Here is a 14821-nt window from a genome sequence, read left to right on the forward strand (position 1 = left end):
AAATGCTTTTCATGCTCTTAATAGTGTAAATATTAAGAGCAGTTCACCGAACACAAGTTTCTAAGGATAAGAAACATGGACAAAGTACAGTCTTATCAAATGGGAATGGAAGCTGAAAATTATGCACTCGCATATTTAGAACAACAAGGTCTGGGCTTTAGCGCCCGAAACGTGCGCTTTAAAGGCGGAGAACTAGACCTTGTAATGCAACATCATGACGTTCGTGTCTTTGTTGAAGTACGCTTTCGTAAGAGTAATCGTTATGGTAACGCAGCAGAAAGTATCACCTCTACAAAACAGCAGCGTTTAATCCGAGCAGCACTGTTGTACAATCAGCGCTTTCCGACCTCGCAGCCTTGGCGCATTGACGTTGTTACGTTAACTCCTACAACAAAAACAGGAGTACTTAACGTACAGTGGCTTGAGTCTGCAATTACAGCTTAAATGGCCAGACTTATGGATTTGCAAGACCGCATTATAGCTAGCTTTCATAGCAGCATTGACAATCAGGCAACCGCCAGCGAAGTACTACCTCCACTATTAGAGCATGCCAGTATAGTAATGGTGAATTGCTTAATTAACGACGGTAAAATATTGTGCTGTGGTAATGGCGGCTCTGCGGCATTGTCACAACACTTTGCCTCAGAAATGCTAAATCGTTACTACAAAGACCGCCCCAGCTTACCCGCAATGGCACTGTCCACTGACAGCTCAACGCTGACCGCTATAGCCAATACCGCCAGTTTCAACGAGGTTTTTTCCAAGCAAGTACGTGCACTAGGCCAACCAGGAGACCTTTTATTGGTCATTACCTCTAGTTGCAAATCAAACAATGTCGTACAAGCCGTACAAGCCGCCCATGAACGTAATATGACAGTTATCGCTCTAACGGGCGGGGATGGTGGCGACGTGGCCTCGCTACTCAGTAGCGACGATATAGAGATCCGAGCTCCAGCCGAACATCCATCAAGAATTCAAGAGATACACCTACTAGCCATGCATTGCCTGTGTGAGCAAATTGACTATCAACTGTTTGGCGCAATGGAAGAAGACTAAGCCTAACCAGGATTAGCAAAAGAAGTACAGACAAAATAAAAAAGGCATAGTGGCTTGGCCGCTATGCCTTTTTTATGATTCACTTATCGTTGACCAAAGCCTAAAAACTACATTGATCAATGCGACCTACTTTACGACACGCAAAGCTGGACGCTTACTTGCACTCTCTTTCGCAGGTGCTTTATTAGCGCCTTCGCCAATAGAGTCGGCGCTAAAGTCATCATCTTCAGGATCAGGTAGATCTGGTTCTTGACCAAAAACCATACCTTGTCCATTTTCTTTCGCGTATATAGCCATTACAGCCAAAATAGGGATGTAAACTTGCTGCGGCACCCCTCCAAAACGCGCTGAAAATGATACAGCATCATTAGAAATCAAAAGATCATGCACTGCACTCATTGAGATATTGAGTACAATTTGCCCATCATGGACATGTTGAGAAGGCACCATCACATCTTGCAGCGTGGCATCTACCGCAATATAGGGCGTCATCGAGTGGTCAACTAACCACTCATATAAGCCTCGAACCAAATAAGGACGACTTGTCGACATAGGATTCACGCTGATTACAAACGCATTTCACGCTCAGCTTCAGACAAACTTGCCTGAAATGCTTCACGCTTAAATAAACGATCATTCATGTACCTCAAAAGCGGCTGAACTTGCTTCTCTGGCAATTCAATACCTAAAGCAGGCAGACGCCATAAAATCGGTGCTATACAGCAATCGACCAAAGTGAACTCTTCATTCATGAAGTAAGGCATTTCGTCAAAAATTGGCGCGATACCGATAATGCTTTCACGCAGTTCTTTACGCGCTAGCTCCACTTCTTTTTCATTTTTAGCTGCAGTAATAGTGTCCACTTTCACGCACCACTCGCGATGAATGCGATGCATCCACAAACGGCTTTGTGCACGTGCGACTGGATAAACAGGTAGTAATGGCGGATGCGGGAAACGCTCATCCAGATATTCCATCATTACATTTGCTTCATATAAAACCAGCTCACGGTCAACCAAAGTAGGCAGACTGTTATACGGATTGATATCAGCCAATTCAGCAGGCTTGTTGGATTCTAAACAATCCAAAATATCAACCGCGACTCCCTTCTCCGCCAGCACTATACGGACACGATGGCTGTAGTGATCTTCGCCGTTAGAATAAAAAGTCATCGAAGAACGCTTGGCTGCTACACCCATTGTCTAACCCCTATCAAAAATTTTAAGGCTACTATAAAAGCATATCTTTGCTCTAAGAGCAAAAAGAGCGCACAACTTTAAAAGCTGCACGCTCTCTTTTTTACCAGCTAACGATTAATGAATATCGCGCCAGTATTCTTTCTTCAGCAGGTATGAGAAGAAGAACAGAATTACGATGAAGCCCAACACCCAAGGTGCCATGCTGTTACTCTGTAGCTTAGAAGGCTCACCTACATAAGCTAAAAAGTTGGTCAGGTCGTAAACTGCTTTATCAAACTCAGCTTTGCTCATCGCACCTTCTTTAGTGGTTTTCAAGCAGCTTTCGCCCACTTGCTTACCAGAAAGAGGATCCACTTCTGCGTTATGCGTATTAGGGTCACACACTTTCTCCTGAATACCTTGCAGAGAAGCCAATACGTTTGGCATACCTACGTCAGGGAAAACCGTGTTATTCACACCCCAAGGACGCTTATCATCAGCGTAGAAACTACGCAGATAAGTGTACACCCAGTCAGTGCCACGCAGACGTGTTTCTAAACTTAGATCAGGTGGTGCAGCACCAAACCAAACCGCAGCATCATGCTTTTGCATAGAGATGCGCATTTGGTCATTGTACTTAACAGTGCTGTTGAAAATCAGGTTTTCTTCAATCACATCTTGAGGAATACCTAAATCTTCTGCAGTACGGGCAAAACGCTGAAACTGTGCAGAGTGACAACCCATGCAATAGTTTACAAACAGCTTAGCACCATTCTGTAATGAAGCTTTATCATATAGATCAGGCTCCATTTTATCTAGGTGGACATTACCACCACCTGCTGCAAGCGCCGTGAAAGGAATCAGCGCTAAAATCAGTGCAATCAGTTGCTTTTTCATTAGCCTGTCACTCTCTCTGGCACTGGTTTAGTGGACTCCATTCTGGTGTACCAAGGCATCAGAATGAAATATGCGAAGTAGATAGCGGTACAGATCTGCGCCAGCAATGTACGACCCGGAGTCGATGGGATAGCACCCAACACACCCAGAATCACAAAGCTAATAGCAAAGGCAACCAAGAACAGCTTGCTGATCATGCCTTTGTAACGCATTGAGCGCACAGGACTCTTATCCAACCAAGGCAGTACGAATAGAATCGCAATTGCCGCACCCATCACAACCACACCCCAGAATTTAGCGTCTAGACCAAACATTGGGAACGTGATCGCACGCAGCATCGCGTAGAATGGTGTGAAGTACCAAACTGGTGCAATGTGAGCAGGTGTTTTCAACGGGTTAGCGGGTTCAAAGTTAGGCGCTTCTAGGAAGTAGCCGCCCATCGCTGGTGCGTAGAAAATAATCGCACAGAACACAAACAAGAACACCGCTACGCCCACGATATCTTTCAGGGTGTAGTATGGGTGGAAAGGAATGCCGTCAAGCGGAATACCGTTCTCGTCTTTGTGTTTCTTGATGTCGTTACCGTCTGGGTTGTTAGAACCTACTTCGTGCAATGCAATGATGTGCAGAACCACCAAGGCCAACAGAACGATTGGCAGGGCAATCACGTGTAGCGCGAAGAAACGGTTCAGTGTAATACCAGAGATCAGGTAGTCACCACGCACCCACTGTGCTAAGTCTGCACCGACCACTGGAATTGCAGTGAACAGAGAGATAATAACCTGAGCACCCCAGTAAGACATTTGACCCCAAGGTAGCAGGTAACCCATAAAGGCTTCTGCCATCAGTGCCAAGTAGATCGCCATACCGAAGATCCAGATCAGCTCACGAGGCGCTTTGTACGAACCGTACATCATGCCGCGGAACATGTGCAGGTAAACAACCACGAAGAACGCAGAAGCACCTGTAGAGTGCATATAACGCAATAACCAACCGTATTCCACATCACGCATGATGTATTCAACAGAAGCAAATGCGCCTTCAGCACTTGGGTTAAAGCTCATCGTTAGCCAAACACCTGTTAGGATTTGGTTAACCAGTACCAATAACGCCAAAGAGCCAAAGAAATACCAGAAGTTGAAGTTCTTTGGTGCGTAGTATTTGCTCAGGTGATCTTCCCACATTGCCGTAGCTGGGAAACGATCATCAATCCAGCCCATTAGACCTGGATTACCTTTATTACGATGACCAGCCATACTATGCGCCCTCCTGATCTACACCGATAACAAGAACTGCATCAGTCTCGTATTTGTATGGTGGCACTTCCAAGTTTACAGGTGCTGGAACGCTCTTATAAACTCGGCCTGCTAGGTCAAAACGAGAACCGTGACAAGGACAGAAGAAGCCACCCAACCAATCTGAACCTAGATCAGCTGGTCCTACTTCTGGACGGTACGTTGGAGAACAACCCAAATGCGTACAGATACCGATCATTACTGCATACTCTGGTTTAATAGAGCGCAGAACACCGGTCACATATGCAGGTTGCTGAGGCACTTGAGACTGTGGGTCGGCGACTTGATCGTTTAACTTCTCAATATTCGCAACCATCTCAGGTGTACGGTAGACAACCCATACAGGTTTACCACGCCACTCAATTGTCATTTGTTGACCCGGTTGTAGCTTAGAAATATCAGCTTTCACCGGAGCACCTGCCGCCCGTGCCTTAGCACTAGGATTCCAGGATGCAACAAAGGGAACCGCTACCCCCACAACGCCCACTGCACCAACTGCAGATGTCGCGCCGAGAAGGAAACGGCGCCGCCCCTTGTTTACGCCGTCATTACTCATCGTAAGTACTCTCCCATCAACCAACCCGTTAAATTTCAAAGGGTTATGCATCTCATTATTAAGAAGCCTAACCCGTTGTCATTTTTCACGGAAAATAAATGGCACAAATAGTAAAAAAATCAGCCTTGTAACACAAGGAAATATAACCCTATAAAAATGATGCATTAGTTGCATAGACTAGAGGATTGATCCCTTTATCCATCACATTTATAGGCAAAAAAAACGCCCAGACACCAAAACTGCCTGAGCGCTTTTGAAGACAAACCCAATAAGGTCTGTAAGCGAATTAACGCTTGGAGAACTGTGGACGCTTACGTGCTTTACGCAGACCCACTTTCTTACGTTCAACCTTACGAGCATCACGAGTCACATAGCCAGCCTCACGCAGAGACTTACGCAGTGTTTCGTCGTATTGCATCAGAGCACGAGTAATACCGTGACGGATTGCACCCGCTTGACCGAAGTTACCACCACCTGCAACAGTGATGATTGCATCGAACTTATCAGTCATTTCAGTCAACTCTAATGGCTGACGAACAACTAGGCGCGCAGTTACACGACCAAAGTATTCATCTAGCGGCTTGCCGTTTACAACAATGCTGCCAGAACCAGCACGCAAAAATACGCGAGCTGTAGAAGTCTTACGACGACCGGTACCGTAATACTGAGTTACAGACATGATTACCTTCCTATTAGATGTTCAGTTCTTGCGGCTGTTGTGCAGCATGTGGGTGGTTAGCGCCCGCATACACTTTCAGCTTCGCCTGCATTGCACGACCCAGTGGGCCTTTCGGAAGCATGCCTTTAACTGCCAGCTGGATAACACGCTCTGGAGCGTGATCGATCATCTTCTCAAAAGACATAGACTTGATACCACCGATAAAACCAGTGTGGCGGTAATACATTTTGTCTTTTGCTTTGTTGCCAGTCACTTTCACTTTCTCTGCGTTGATTACAACAATGTAATCACCAGTATCAACGTGAGGCGTGTACTCGGCTTTATGTTTGCCACGTAGACGACGCGCCAACTCAGTAGACAGACGACCTAAAGTCAGATCTGTAGCGTCTACAACATACCAGTCGCGCTTGACTGTCTGCGGTTTTGCACTAAAAGTTTTCATTTTACCAATAGCCTATAACGGTCATACGATCGGAGCTTCTTTCTCACCTCGATAGACCAGTTGCCTATTTTTATTGGTTGCACTCCGTTGCAACGTTCTTCACCTTGATTTCAAGGAGCGCGAATTATAGCGATTTGACTTGGGAAAGTTAAGTGCTAATTACAATAACTTTCTTATCAAGCCTGACCAAGGTCAACACTTTGCCGACTGAGCCCCATTAAGGTCGGTGCTCACGCCCTAAATACTCATGAGATTGCATCTCAAGCAAACGAGAAACGGTTCGATCAAACTCAAAACTGAGGTTACCACCAAGATAGAGATCATGAATCGCCGCTTCTGCCGAAATAATTAATTTCACATTACGGTCGTAAAACTCATCAACCAAGTTGATAAAGCGGCGAGCCTGATCATCTGTATCACGCTTCATCTGTGGCACATCACTCAAAAAGACAGTATGAAACTCTTTCGCAAGCTCAATATAATCATTTTGGCTACGAGGTCCATCGCATAACTCATAAAAATCGAACCAGACAACATCATCATGTAAACGTACGGCTTTAAGCTGACGATGATTAATCTCAATTGAAGTTGCATCGCCACCTTCGCCTAACGCAATACTCTTAAAGCTTTTTAATAAGCCTTCATTTGCACTAGCATCTAATGGGTAGTGATAGATCTCAGCCTGCTCCAAAGCTCGCAAGCGATAATCAACACCACTGTCAACATTTACCACTTCCGTATACTGCTTAAGCAGATCAATGGCTGGAATAAAGCGCGCACGCTGCAAACCGTTCTCATACAAACCATCTGGCACGATATTAGAGGTCGTTACCAATGCCACACCGTTTTTGAACAGCTCACCTAACAAACCAGCCAAAATCATCGCATCAGTAATGTCTTTGACAAAGAACTCATCCAAGCAAAGCACACGAATTTCTTGAGCAAGATTAGCCGCAACCAGAGTAAGAGGGTTTTTCTCGCCATCAAATTTACGCAAGTCATCGTGTACTCGCTGCATAAAACGGTGAAAGTGAACCCGCATTTTTTCGTCAAAAGGCAAACTTTCAAAGAAAGTGTCCACCAAATAGGTTTTACCGCGACCTACTCCACCCCAAAAATACAAACCTTTTGCAGGCTCTTTTACAACAGGCTTACCCAACAGACTTTGTAAGAACGATTTTTTAGGCGGCTGATAAGCCACCAAATCATCATATAAGCGCTGCAAGTGTTTGACCGCCATCTCCTGTGCAGGGTCATAGCTAAAATCATCACGTTCTAAATCTTTTTTATAGCGCTCAAGTGGTGTCATGGGTCTAAGGTTCCAGCGTGTACAAAAATGAAGGCGGGTATTATACGGCTTCTTGCGCCAACCCCCAAACATGACCTTAGTCAGAAACAACTCAATATTCGTCTTAATGATCTTTTACGCTGTATTGACAACAATTTATATCAACTTGGGTAGGTTACAATACTGAGTGAAACTGTATAATCGATCATAAGTTACAAAACCTAAAGTGCAGAAAAAACCAGTGCCTTCAGGTATTTTAGATCTACGTATTTGATTGTTTTAAGGAGTCACTTGTGGACACTAATATTGACTGGGTGTTAATGATACTGACATTCACCCTTGGCTGTGGTGCTGGCGCACTGCTTTACCACTTAATAAAAGCAAATACCGGACAAAGTGCCGATCTCAAACAGCGCATGAATCAGAAAGAAATGGAGCTAGCGCGCCTAACAGAAAGTGTTGGCGAGCACTTTGCCCGCACAGACGAGCTGGCTTCTGTTTTAGAGAAAAACTACCAAAGCTTACTCAGCCATCTGCAAAAAGGCGCGGACTCATTTTGTGATGACGCCACTTTATATAAGCAGATCGGACATAAAAAAGGCCGCAATAAGGCGACCTTTACCGAAAGCGCAGAAGAAGAGAACTACGCATCTGAACCACCTAGAGATTATGCACCAAAATCATCAGGTACATTATCTGAGAAATTTGGCTTAGATCCAGAAGTAACACCGCAGCCACCTAAAGGCTTGTAAAAAGGCATATTGAAGCGGCTAGCTTTGTGTTAGCCGCTCTATCTCTTGTAATATTTTTTCCGTCTGATTATTAATATTTAAACAGGGTTATTCTCATCCAGTGCCAGATGCTGCACCCCGAACTTTTTACTTAGCCACTCACCTAATGCAACAACTCCGTAACGCTCTGTGGCATGATGCCCAGCAGAAATATAAGCAATACCTAACTCCCTTGCAGCATGCACAGTATTCTCAGAGATTTCTCCACTAACAAAAAGATCACACCCTCTCATCGCAGCCTGCTCTAGCATTCCTTGAGCTGCACCTGAGCACCAAGCAATATGTTTAATCGCTTTGTTAAGATCACCTATAACCAAAGGCTCTCTATCAAGAACATTATGAATAGTCGACGATACTTGCCCCAATGTTTGCACCTCTGGCAGCATACCAACTAAACCAATACTGCGGGGGTTACCAGCCTCAAGCCCAGCCGTAATTTGCCAATTTAGTTTCTGAGCCAACTGTGCATTATTACCCAAAACAGGGTGTGCATCTAAAGGCAGATGATAAGCCAACAAGCTGATATCATTTTTGATCAAACTTGATAAGCGGCGATATTTCATACCAACAATCTCTGGCGCCTCATTGCGCCAAAAATAACCATGATGCACCAACAAAAGATCTGCATTCGCAGCGATCGCTTGATCAATAATATTTTGGCTTGCGGTAACTGCCGTAGCAATCAAACCAACCTGCTCTGTCCCCTGGACTTGTAGGCCATTTGGGCAATAGTCTTTAAAAGCATCAATCTCTAACTCAGCATTAACAGCTGAAATTAACTCTGACAACGACACTTGCCTGTGCTGAGTATTCATTTAAACCTCTTCACTACTACTTGTTGTGCTTATACAGATATTTACGGGTTAATTTATCTAGATAAACTTGATTTGCAGACTTTTACCACCATAATCGATGCATTATATCTTTTTCGACAGCAAGTGTTTTTTATGCAACAGATCCTTCGATATTTATCATGGCCTGTCACCGCAGGTGTCTTGCTCGGCATCTATATTCATTATCAAAACACTAATACTGTTGAAACGACCTTAAAGCCGACCACCGCGCTTTTCCAAACTGCACAGGCAGCAACTCAAACACCAAAACTGAGCGGGCCATACAGCTACTCTGATGCAGTAAAACAAGCCGCTCCTGCTGTTGTGAATATCTATACCAGTAAAATTATTGAAGAGCGCAGCCACCCCCTATTACAAGACCCAGCCTTTCGTCAGTTCTTTGGCTATAACAACATGCCTCGCCAACAGCGTATGCAATCTAGTTTAGGCTCAGGGGTTATTGCCAGTGCTGATGGTTATATTTTAACAAACAATCATGTAATTGCAGGCGCCGATGAAATTAAAGTAGCGCTTAAAGATGGTCGAGAAACAATTGCACAATTGGTCGGTGCAGACCCTGAAACAGACCTTGCAGTGCTACGTATAAACCTACCAAATTTACCAGTTATTACCATCGCGCCCTCTGATCAAATTGACGTAGGAGATGTTGTTTTGGCCATTGGCAATCCCTTTGGTGTAGGGCAGACGGTTACCATGGGAATCGTGAGTGCTACAGGCCGAGATCAGCTGGGCATTAATACCTTTGAGGATTTTATTCAAACAGATGCTGCAATCAATCCAGGTAACTCAGGTGGTGCGCTCATCAATCCAAGAGGTGAACTACTAGGTATTAACACCGCTATTTTCAGCAAATCAGGCGGTTCCCAAGGTATAGGCTTTGCAATTCCCTCTAATTTAGCCCGCGACATCATGATTGATCTGATTCGAGAAGGCAGCGTGGTTAGAGGCTGGCTAGGCGTTGAAGTTCAAGAGCTTACACCATCATTAGCCCGATCTTTTGGCTTCAATAACAGCGGCATATTGATCGCAGGCTTACTACGTAATGGCCCCGCACATTTAGCAGGCTTACAGCCTGGGGATATTATTACCGCAGTTGAGGGACAGGCTGTGGAAAACGGCCGCTTAACCATGAATGCCATTGCCAAGAAACGCCCAGGCACCAAAATTAAGCTTACTATTTTCCGTAATGGTCGATCACTCAATATCAATGCAGAAGTGGGCCGCCGCCCTGTTCTAGTCAACAACTAACCATCTTTCGGCTGGACTCGATCATATGGCGTATGACAAAGGCTTAGCGGAGCGTATTCGTGAGCAACTCAAGGGCAATATCTATATCACCGAAAAGAAAATGTTCGGTGGGCTGTGTTTTTTGCATGACGGCAATATGCTCTGCGGCATCGTCAAAGATGAATTGATGCTGCGCACAGGGCCTGATCTTTATGCAACACTGCTGACCAAACCCCATGCCCGTGAGATGGACTTTACAGGTCGCCCTATGAAAGGCATGTTAATCGTCGAAACGCAGGGTTTCTCAGAAGATACTGATCTGAAATGGTGGCTAGATCAGGTACTGGTGTTTGTAAGCGGGTTGCCGCCGAAATAAATGCCTGAATGACTTAGTTCAAGAATATAATCAGTCTTTCGAGAGAGCTTATAAAAATACGAATGTCAGAGAAAGAGATATATCAACAGGTATCGAAAAAATGATACCAACAACTGAAAAATACCCAACATTTTCAGAACGACTTGAAAAGGGCGGTCTAGAGCTTTTTGCTATACTTAAGTTCTCCCATGAAAGCCCCTCTGACCTATCAAATATCTATTCACTTATAGACCTTAATGCTTAGCTGTGAGGGTCCGAATGATCGCACACCCATTTCGCATACAAAATAACACCTTACCTTCAATTTAATTCTTGCCTATAAAATATAACACTGCGATTAATTTTAAACCCTACACCGCAAATAAAACCGAATAAAATACGATATTGCCTATTAATGCTATTCAAATTTTAGCCGATATAACTATAGATTAAAGCCATCTTATGGAGAAAATATATGGATATTCGTAATACATCTTCTTTCCTTTCAACCCTCACAGCTGGCAGTGCTTCAGCAACGACTAAGAACAGGTTGAAATACACGCCTCCTGCCGATGAGGGCATAAACCTGAAAGAAGCTATTGAAGGGGGTAAAGCATATCAAGAAATGCAAGATCAGCGTCACGCCGAGTATAGGAAAATCTGGGGCGATAATTTTCAAAATGTATTTAAGCTAGCTCGATCTGCAGAAGATCATTTATCAACAGGGTTTCAAGGCTTTGAAAGCTTCAAAGAAAAGCAAGCCATAGAGCATCCCAATATAGATATAGATAGCCTGGATGTTGCCTTGGAAGATGGTCAACTCAAGCTCAGTGCACTCGATGTGAATGGTCAACCTATATCAGATAAACAACTCGCATCAATTGAAGACGAGTTTTTTAAAGAGGAAGAGCTAGTTGAGTCACTAACACTTGGCCTATCGGAGCTAACAGAATCAATTGCTCACTCCACATCAGATTTTTTCAGAGATTATGACCTTGAGTTCAGCCGCGAGGGTATCGTAAAGGATGGTCGGTTTAGCCTGAATGATTTAGTTCAGGAATATAATCAATCTTTCGAGAAACGCTATAAGGATTCGAATGAAAGAGAAAGAGAAAGAGAAAGAGATATATCAAAAGGTATTGATAAAATGATACCAACAACTGAAAAATACTCAACATTTTCAGAACGACTTGAAAGGGGCGGTCTAGAGGTTTTTGCTACACTTAATTTCGCTCATGAAAGACCCACTGATCCAGCAAATATCTATTCACTCATAGAGCTTAATGCTTAACTGTGAGACCCCGAATGATCGCATAGAAATATAATTATTTTCACTATGCGATCACTCTTAATCTAAAACGTTAATATGTAATTACAAACATGTCCACTTTGAACCACCCGTGTTGTAATCTCTCTCGTAGTAAAACATTTTCGCTAACTTTTCTTGGCAGATATGGATGAAATAATTGTTATCTATTGTAGTACCATCAGACATCTTAAATTTAATTCTTGCCTATAAAATAGAACACTGCGATTAATTTTAAACCCTACACTACAAGTAAAACCGAATAAAATACGATATTGCCTATTAATGCTATTCAAATTTTAGCCGATATAACTATAGATTAAAGCCATCTTATGGAGAAAATATATGGATATTCGTAATACATCTTCTTTCCTTTCAACCCTCACTGCTGGCAGTGCTTCAGCAACGACTAAGAACCGGTTGGAATACACGCCTCCTGCCGATGAGGGTATAAACCTGAAAGAGGCTATTGAGGGGGGTAAAGCATATCAAGAAATGCAAGATAAGCGTCTCGCTGAGTCTTCGAAAATCTGGAGCGATAATTTTCAAAATGTATTTAAGCTAGCTCGATCTGCAGAAGATCATTTATTAGCAGGGTTTCAAGGCTTTGAAAGCTTCAAAGAAAAGCAAGCCATAGAACACCCCAATATAGATATAGATAGCCTGGATGTTGCCTTGGAAGATGGTCAACTCAAGCTCAGTGCACTCGATGTGAATGGTCAACCTATATCAGATAAGCAACTCGCATCAATTGAAGACGAGTTTTTTAAAGAGGAAGAGCTAGTTGAGTCACTAACACTGGGCCTATCGGAGCTAACAGAATCCATTGCACACTCCACATCAGAGTTTTTCAGAGATTATGACCTTGAGTTCAGCCGCGAGGGTATCGTAAAGGATGGTCGGTTTAGCCTGAATGATTTAGTTCAAGAATATAATCAATCTTTCGAGAAAGCTTATAAAAATACGAATGTTAGAGAAAGAGATATATCAACAGGCATCGAAAAAATGATACCAGCAACTGAAAAATATCCAACATTTTCAGAACGACTTGAAAAGAATGGTCTAGAAATTTTTGCTACACTTAATTTCGCTCATGAAAGACCCTCTCCCTCTGAACGATCAAATATCTATTCACTTATAGACCTCAATGCTTAGCTGTGAGGGTCCGAATGATCGCATAGAAATATAATTATTTTTACTATGCGATCATTCTGAATCTAAAACGTTAATATGTGATCATAAGCATGTCCACTTTGAACCACCCGTGTTGTAATCTCTCTCGTAGTAACACATTTTTGCTAACTTTTCTTGGCAGATATGAACAAAATAATTGTCATCTACTATAGTATTATTAGGTAAAGAAACCTCATAGAAACCTACGCCCCAAGCAATATCCCACCATTCAGAAGGATTAGTTGGTGTTCCACTATGCACCCTATTATGGACATCAGGTTCCTCCCTGACTACACCGCACTTATCTCCTTTCAATGAAACCGATCCATTAAAATAACCGTTCTCATCTGCTAATAGAGTTTGAGACTCCAGCAATCCTGATCCGCCAGTTTGAATACGAACTCTCACAGATGTGAGCGGAACAGGGTTATTGTTACTATCTTTAACTGTGCCAGAGAAGCTTATACGATCATGGGCTTCAATAGATGCCGTTTTTAGCACCTCTACATCATCCAATCTACCCGATTGCACTAAGAGCTTCGTCAGGTTTTCATTATTCCAGGCTTTAAAGCCTGTGACACTCTCAGCTGAGCCTGGATTATGAACACCCAGAGAGTATTGGGCCGATGCCGGAGGTGGATTACCTGCCGCAGACCGAACCAGGAGGTTAATCGTGGGCCAGGAGTAACATTGTAGGTATTTAACTGGTTCTTCACTAACTGAACCCAGGCAGCACCATTCCAGATTTCAAATGAAAACTGTTCACTCGCACTAAAACGAAGGCTTAAAAGGCTTTGATCTGGCCCGACAGTATAAGAGAAAAAGTCCAGATCATTAGCATTATCCAGATTACCCTGAATCACCGCATTAGTTTGAAGGCTGGTGCTCTGGCCGAATTTATCATTGGCTTCATACTGGTCAAAGTTATTATAACCGAGCCAGCCTAAAGTGACGGGGTCACCAGAAGAACCCTGAGTCGCCTGAGCAAATAGCACATAAGCACCTGCTGCAGCCTTAGCAACAGTCTGTTCACTCGTTGAGTTTGGGCTAACAGACGAATCAATAAGCGTGAACTGCCCATCATCTTCATATTTAAAGAAGAAAAGATCATAGTTAACGGCTGACGGTATATTCAGCATTAACCCTTCAATTTTTGTCTCGGCATCCACGACAGTACTGACACAATAAGACGATCCTTCCGTATTAAAAGCAACCAGCGTACCGCTGCCAATCGCTAAATTAGGACAGCCTGTTTCCATTTCGACCTGACTTGCTGTTTTCGATAGCATTTGAAGCTGAGAGGCCATTCTATTACGTTTTGACTTATATTTTGGCTCAATAGCCAGAGAATACTCTCGCTTTAAGTCTTCATGTTCTCTTGTTTCTTCTCCAACAATATCTACGTAGTCCGCATTATAAATAGATGGTGGTTGAGTGAAATCAAGAGGCGCATCTTTAATATCGGCATGGGTTACAAATGATGCCAGCAATAGCGTGGCAGAAGATAATATCTTAAGCATAAAACATCCTTTTTATGCAGTTTTTATTAAAAATCAATCGATCAATTTGTTTATTCAGTGTATTGGATAATACTGAGCCAGTAATATATCGGATAAAACTCAAGTCAATATGAAAAACTAATCTCATGATCAATACAAAGACACTTGCTGTCTTGAATCTCAATTTTAAAAATACCGCAGATATCTATTATACGTTTATGCTCA

The 14821-nt window shown here is 43.2% G+C and carries 18 protein-coding genes; 7 read left to right on the forward strand and 11 right to left on the reverse strand.

Annotated features, from left to right (window positions below):
* The first annotated feature begins 75 nt into the window (after positions 1 to 75).
* Both B5D26_RS00930 and B5D26_RS00935 read left to right on the forward strand, forming a co-directional pair.
* Complete coding sequence (locus tag B5D26_RS00930; RefSeq protein WP_078743801.1) at positions 76 to 444, forward strand: YraN family protein; 369 nt, start codon at positions 76 to 78, stop codon at positions 442 to 444.
* A 12-nt stretch (positions 445 to 456) separates the two neighbouring features.
* The gene (locus B5D26_RS00935) at positions 457 to 1056 is read left to right on the forward strand and encodes a phosphoheptose isomerase (protein WP_078743892.1); all 600 of its coding nucleotides are present in this window, start codon (positions 457 to 459) and stop codon (positions 1054 to 1056) included.
* A gap of 126 nt (positions 1057 to 1182) precedes the next feature.
* Here B5D26_RS00935 and B5D26_RS00940 read toward each other — a convergent pair whose 3' ends face one another.
* From B5D26_RS00940 to zapE, 8 genes are all read right to left on the reverse strand, one after another.
* A complete protein-coding gene (locus tag B5D26_RS00940) occupies positions 1183 to 1608 on the reverse strand; it encodes a ClpXP protease specificity-enhancing factor (protein ID WP_078743802.1) in 426 nt (141 codons plus the stop codon).
* 14 nt (positions 1609 to 1622) lie between these two features.
* A complete protein-coding gene (locus tag B5D26_RS00945; protein WP_078743803.1) occupies positions 1623 to 2255 on the reverse strand; it encodes a glutathione S-transferase N-terminal domain-containing protein in 633 nt (210 codons plus the stop codon).
* A 114-nt stretch (positions 2256 to 2369) separates the two neighbouring features.
* Complete coding sequence (locus B5D26_RS00950) at positions 2370 to 3131, reverse strand: cytochrome c1 (protein WP_078743804.1); 762 nt, start codon at positions 3129 to 3131, stop codon at positions 2370 to 2372.
* A complete protein-coding gene (locus B5D26_RS00955; RefSeq protein WP_078743805.1) occupies positions 3131 to 4387 on the reverse strand; it encodes a cytochrome b in 1257 nt (418 codons plus the stop codon). The genes B5D26_RS00950 and B5D26_RS00955 overlap by 1 nt, the downstream gene beginning before the upstream one ends.
* A 1-nt stretch (position 4388) precedes the next feature.
* On the reverse strand, positions 4389 to 4982 hold the full coding sequence (petA, locus tag B5D26_RS00960) for a ubiquinol-cytochrome c reductase iron-sulfur subunit (protein WP_078743806.1): 594 nt from the start codon (positions 4980 to 4982) through the stop codon (positions 4389 to 4391).
* Between the two features lie 286 nt (positions 4983 to 5268).
* A complete protein-coding gene (rpsI, locus tag B5D26_RS00965; protein ID WP_078743807.1) occupies positions 5269 to 5661 on the reverse strand; it encodes a 30S ribosomal protein S9 in 393 nt (130 codons plus the stop codon).
* A 13-nt stretch (positions 5662 to 5674) separates the two neighbouring features.
* Positions 5675 to 6103, reverse strand: coding sequence for a 50S ribosomal protein L13 (gene rplM, locus B5D26_RS00970; protein WP_078743808.1), 429 nt, complete (start codon positions 6101 to 6103; stop codon positions 5675 to 5677).
* A 217-nt stretch (positions 6104 to 6320) separates the two neighbouring features.
* Positions 6321 to 7412 (reverse strand): cell division protein ZapE, encoded by a 1092-nt coding sequence (gene zapE / locus B5D26_RS00975; protein ID WP_078743809.1) that lies wholly within the window; start codon positions 7410 to 7412, stop codon positions 6321 to 6323.
* 272 nt (positions 7413 to 7684) lie between these two features.
* Between zapE and B5D26_RS00980 the strand changes: the two genes are divergently transcribed.
* Positions 7685 to 8143 carry a Z-ring associated ZapG family protein gene (locus B5D26_RS00980; protein ID WP_078743810.1) on the forward strand — a complete coding sequence of 153 codons (459 nt, stop codon included), beginning with the start codon at positions 7685 to 7687 and terminating at the stop codon, positions 8141 to 8143.
* Between the two features lie 77 nt (positions 8144 to 8220).
* On the opposite strand, the gene B5D26_RS00985 is transcribed toward B5D26_RS00980, so the two are convergent.
* Complete coding sequence (locus tag B5D26_RS00985; protein WP_078743811.1) at positions 8221 to 8997, reverse strand: Nif3-like dinuclear metal center hexameric protein; 777 nt, start codon at positions 8995 to 8997, stop codon at positions 8221 to 8223.
* A 132-nt stretch (positions 8998 to 9129) separates the two neighbouring features.
* Between B5D26_RS00985 and B5D26_RS00990 the strand changes: the two genes are divergently transcribed.
* From B5D26_RS00990 to B5D26_RS01005, 4 genes are all read left to right on the forward strand, one after another.
* Complete coding sequence (locus B5D26_RS00990; protein ID WP_078743812.1) at positions 9130 to 10284, forward strand: Do family serine endopeptidase; 1155 nt, start codon at positions 9130 to 9132, stop codon at positions 10282 to 10284.
* 25 nt (positions 10285 to 10309) lie between these two features.
* Entirely contained in the window at positions 10310 to 10639 is a 330-nt protein-coding gene (locus B5D26_RS00995) for a TfoX/Sxy family protein (protein ID WP_078743813.1), read from the forward strand.
* A gap of 454 nt (positions 10640 to 11093) precedes the next feature.
* A complete protein-coding gene (locus tag B5D26_RS01000) occupies positions 11094 to 11909 on the forward strand; it encodes a hypothetical protein (RefSeq protein ID WP_078743814.1) in 816 nt (271 codons plus the stop codon).
* Between the two features lie 360 nt (positions 11910 to 12269).
* Positions 12270 to 13079: a hypothetical protein gene (locus B5D26_RS01005; protein ID WP_078743815.1), complete on the forward strand. Its 810-nt coding sequence runs from the start codon at positions 12270 to 12272 to the stop codon at positions 13077 to 13079.
* 81 nt (positions 13080 to 13160) lie between these two features.
* Here the strand turns inward: B5D26_RS01005 and B5D26_RS01010 are convergent, their stop codons facing one another.
* On the reverse strand, positions 13161 to 13598 hold the full coding sequence (locus B5D26_RS01010; protein ID WP_159445556.1) for an Ig-like domain-containing protein: 438 nt from the start codon (positions 13596 to 13598) through the stop codon (positions 13161 to 13163).
* Positions 13599 to 13639: 41 nt separating this feature from the next.
* Positions 13640 to 14617 carry a hypothetical protein gene (locus B5D26_RS01015; protein WP_078743817.1) on the reverse strand — a complete coding sequence of 326 codons (978 nt, stop codon included), beginning with the start codon at positions 14615 to 14617 and terminating at the stop codon, positions 13640 to 13642.
* Positions 14618 to 14821: the final 204 nt, after the last annotated feature.

It is taken from the genome of Oceanospirillum multiglobuliferum, assembly GCF_900167095.1.
Taxonomy (GTDB): Bacteria; Pseudomonadota; Gammaproteobacteria; order Pseudomonadales; family Halomonadaceae; genus Oceanospirillum; species Oceanospirillum multiglobuliferum.

Coding starts and splice junctions, on each gene's coding strand:
- B5D26_RS00930 (WP_078743801.1), top strand. CDS start 76: ATGGACAAAGTACAGTCTTATCAAATGGGAATGGAAGCTGAAAATTAT.
- B5D26_RS00935 (WP_078743892.1), top strand. CDS start 457: ATGGATTTGCAAGACCGCATTATAGCTAGCTTTCATAGCAGCATTGAC.
- B5D26_RS00940 (WP_078743802.1), bottom strand. CDS start 1,608: ATGTCGACAAGTCGTCCTTATTTGGTTCGAGGCTTATATGAGTGGTTA.
- B5D26_RS00945 (WP_078743803.1), bottom strand. CDS start 2,255: ATGGGTGTAGCAGCCAAGCGTTCTTCGATGACTTTTTATTCTAACGGC.
- B5D26_RS00950 (WP_078743804.1), bottom strand. CDS start 3,131: ATGAAAAAGCAACTGATTGCACTGATTTTAGCGCTGATTCCTTTCACG.
- B5D26_RS00955 (WP_078743805.1), bottom strand. CDS start 4,387: ATGGCTGGTCATCGTAATAAAGGTAATCCAGGTCTAATGGGCTGGATT.
- petA (WP_078743806.1), bottom strand. CDS start 4,982: ATGAGTAATGACGGCGTAAACAAGGGGCGGCGCCGTTTCCTTCTCGGC.
- rpsI (WP_078743807.1), bottom strand. CDS start 5,661: ATGTCTGTAACTCAGTATTACGGTACCGGTCGTCGTAAGACTTCTACA.
- rplM (WP_078743808.1), bottom strand. CDS start 6,103: ATGAAAACTTTTAGTGCAAAACCGCAGACAGTCAAGCGCGACTGGTAT.
- zapE (WP_078743809.1), bottom strand. CDS start 7,412: ATGACACCACTTGAGCGCTATAAAAAAGATTTAGAACGTGATGATTTT.
- B5D26_RS00985 (WP_078743811.1), bottom strand. CDS start 8,997: ATGAATACTCAGCACAGGCAAGTGTCGTTGTCAGAGTTAATTTCAGCT.
- B5D26_RS00990 (WP_078743812.1), top strand. CDS start 9,130: ATGCAACAGATCCTTCGATATTTATCATGGCCTGTCACCGCAGGTGTC.
- B5D26_RS00995 (WP_078743813.1), top strand. CDS start 10,310: ATGGCGTATGACAAAGGCTTAGCGGAGCGTATTCGTGAGCAACTCAAG.
- B5D26_RS01000 (WP_078743814.1), top strand. CDS start 11,094: ATGGATATTCGTAATACATCTTCTTTCCTTTCAACCCTCACAGCTGGC.
- B5D26_RS01005 (WP_078743815.1), top strand. CDS start 12,270: ATGGATATTCGTAATACATCTTCTTTCCTTTCAACCCTCACTGCTGGC.
- B5D26_RS01015 (WP_078743817.1), bottom strand. CDS start 14,617: ATGCTTAAGATATTATCTTCTGCCACGCTATTGCTGGCATCATTTGTA.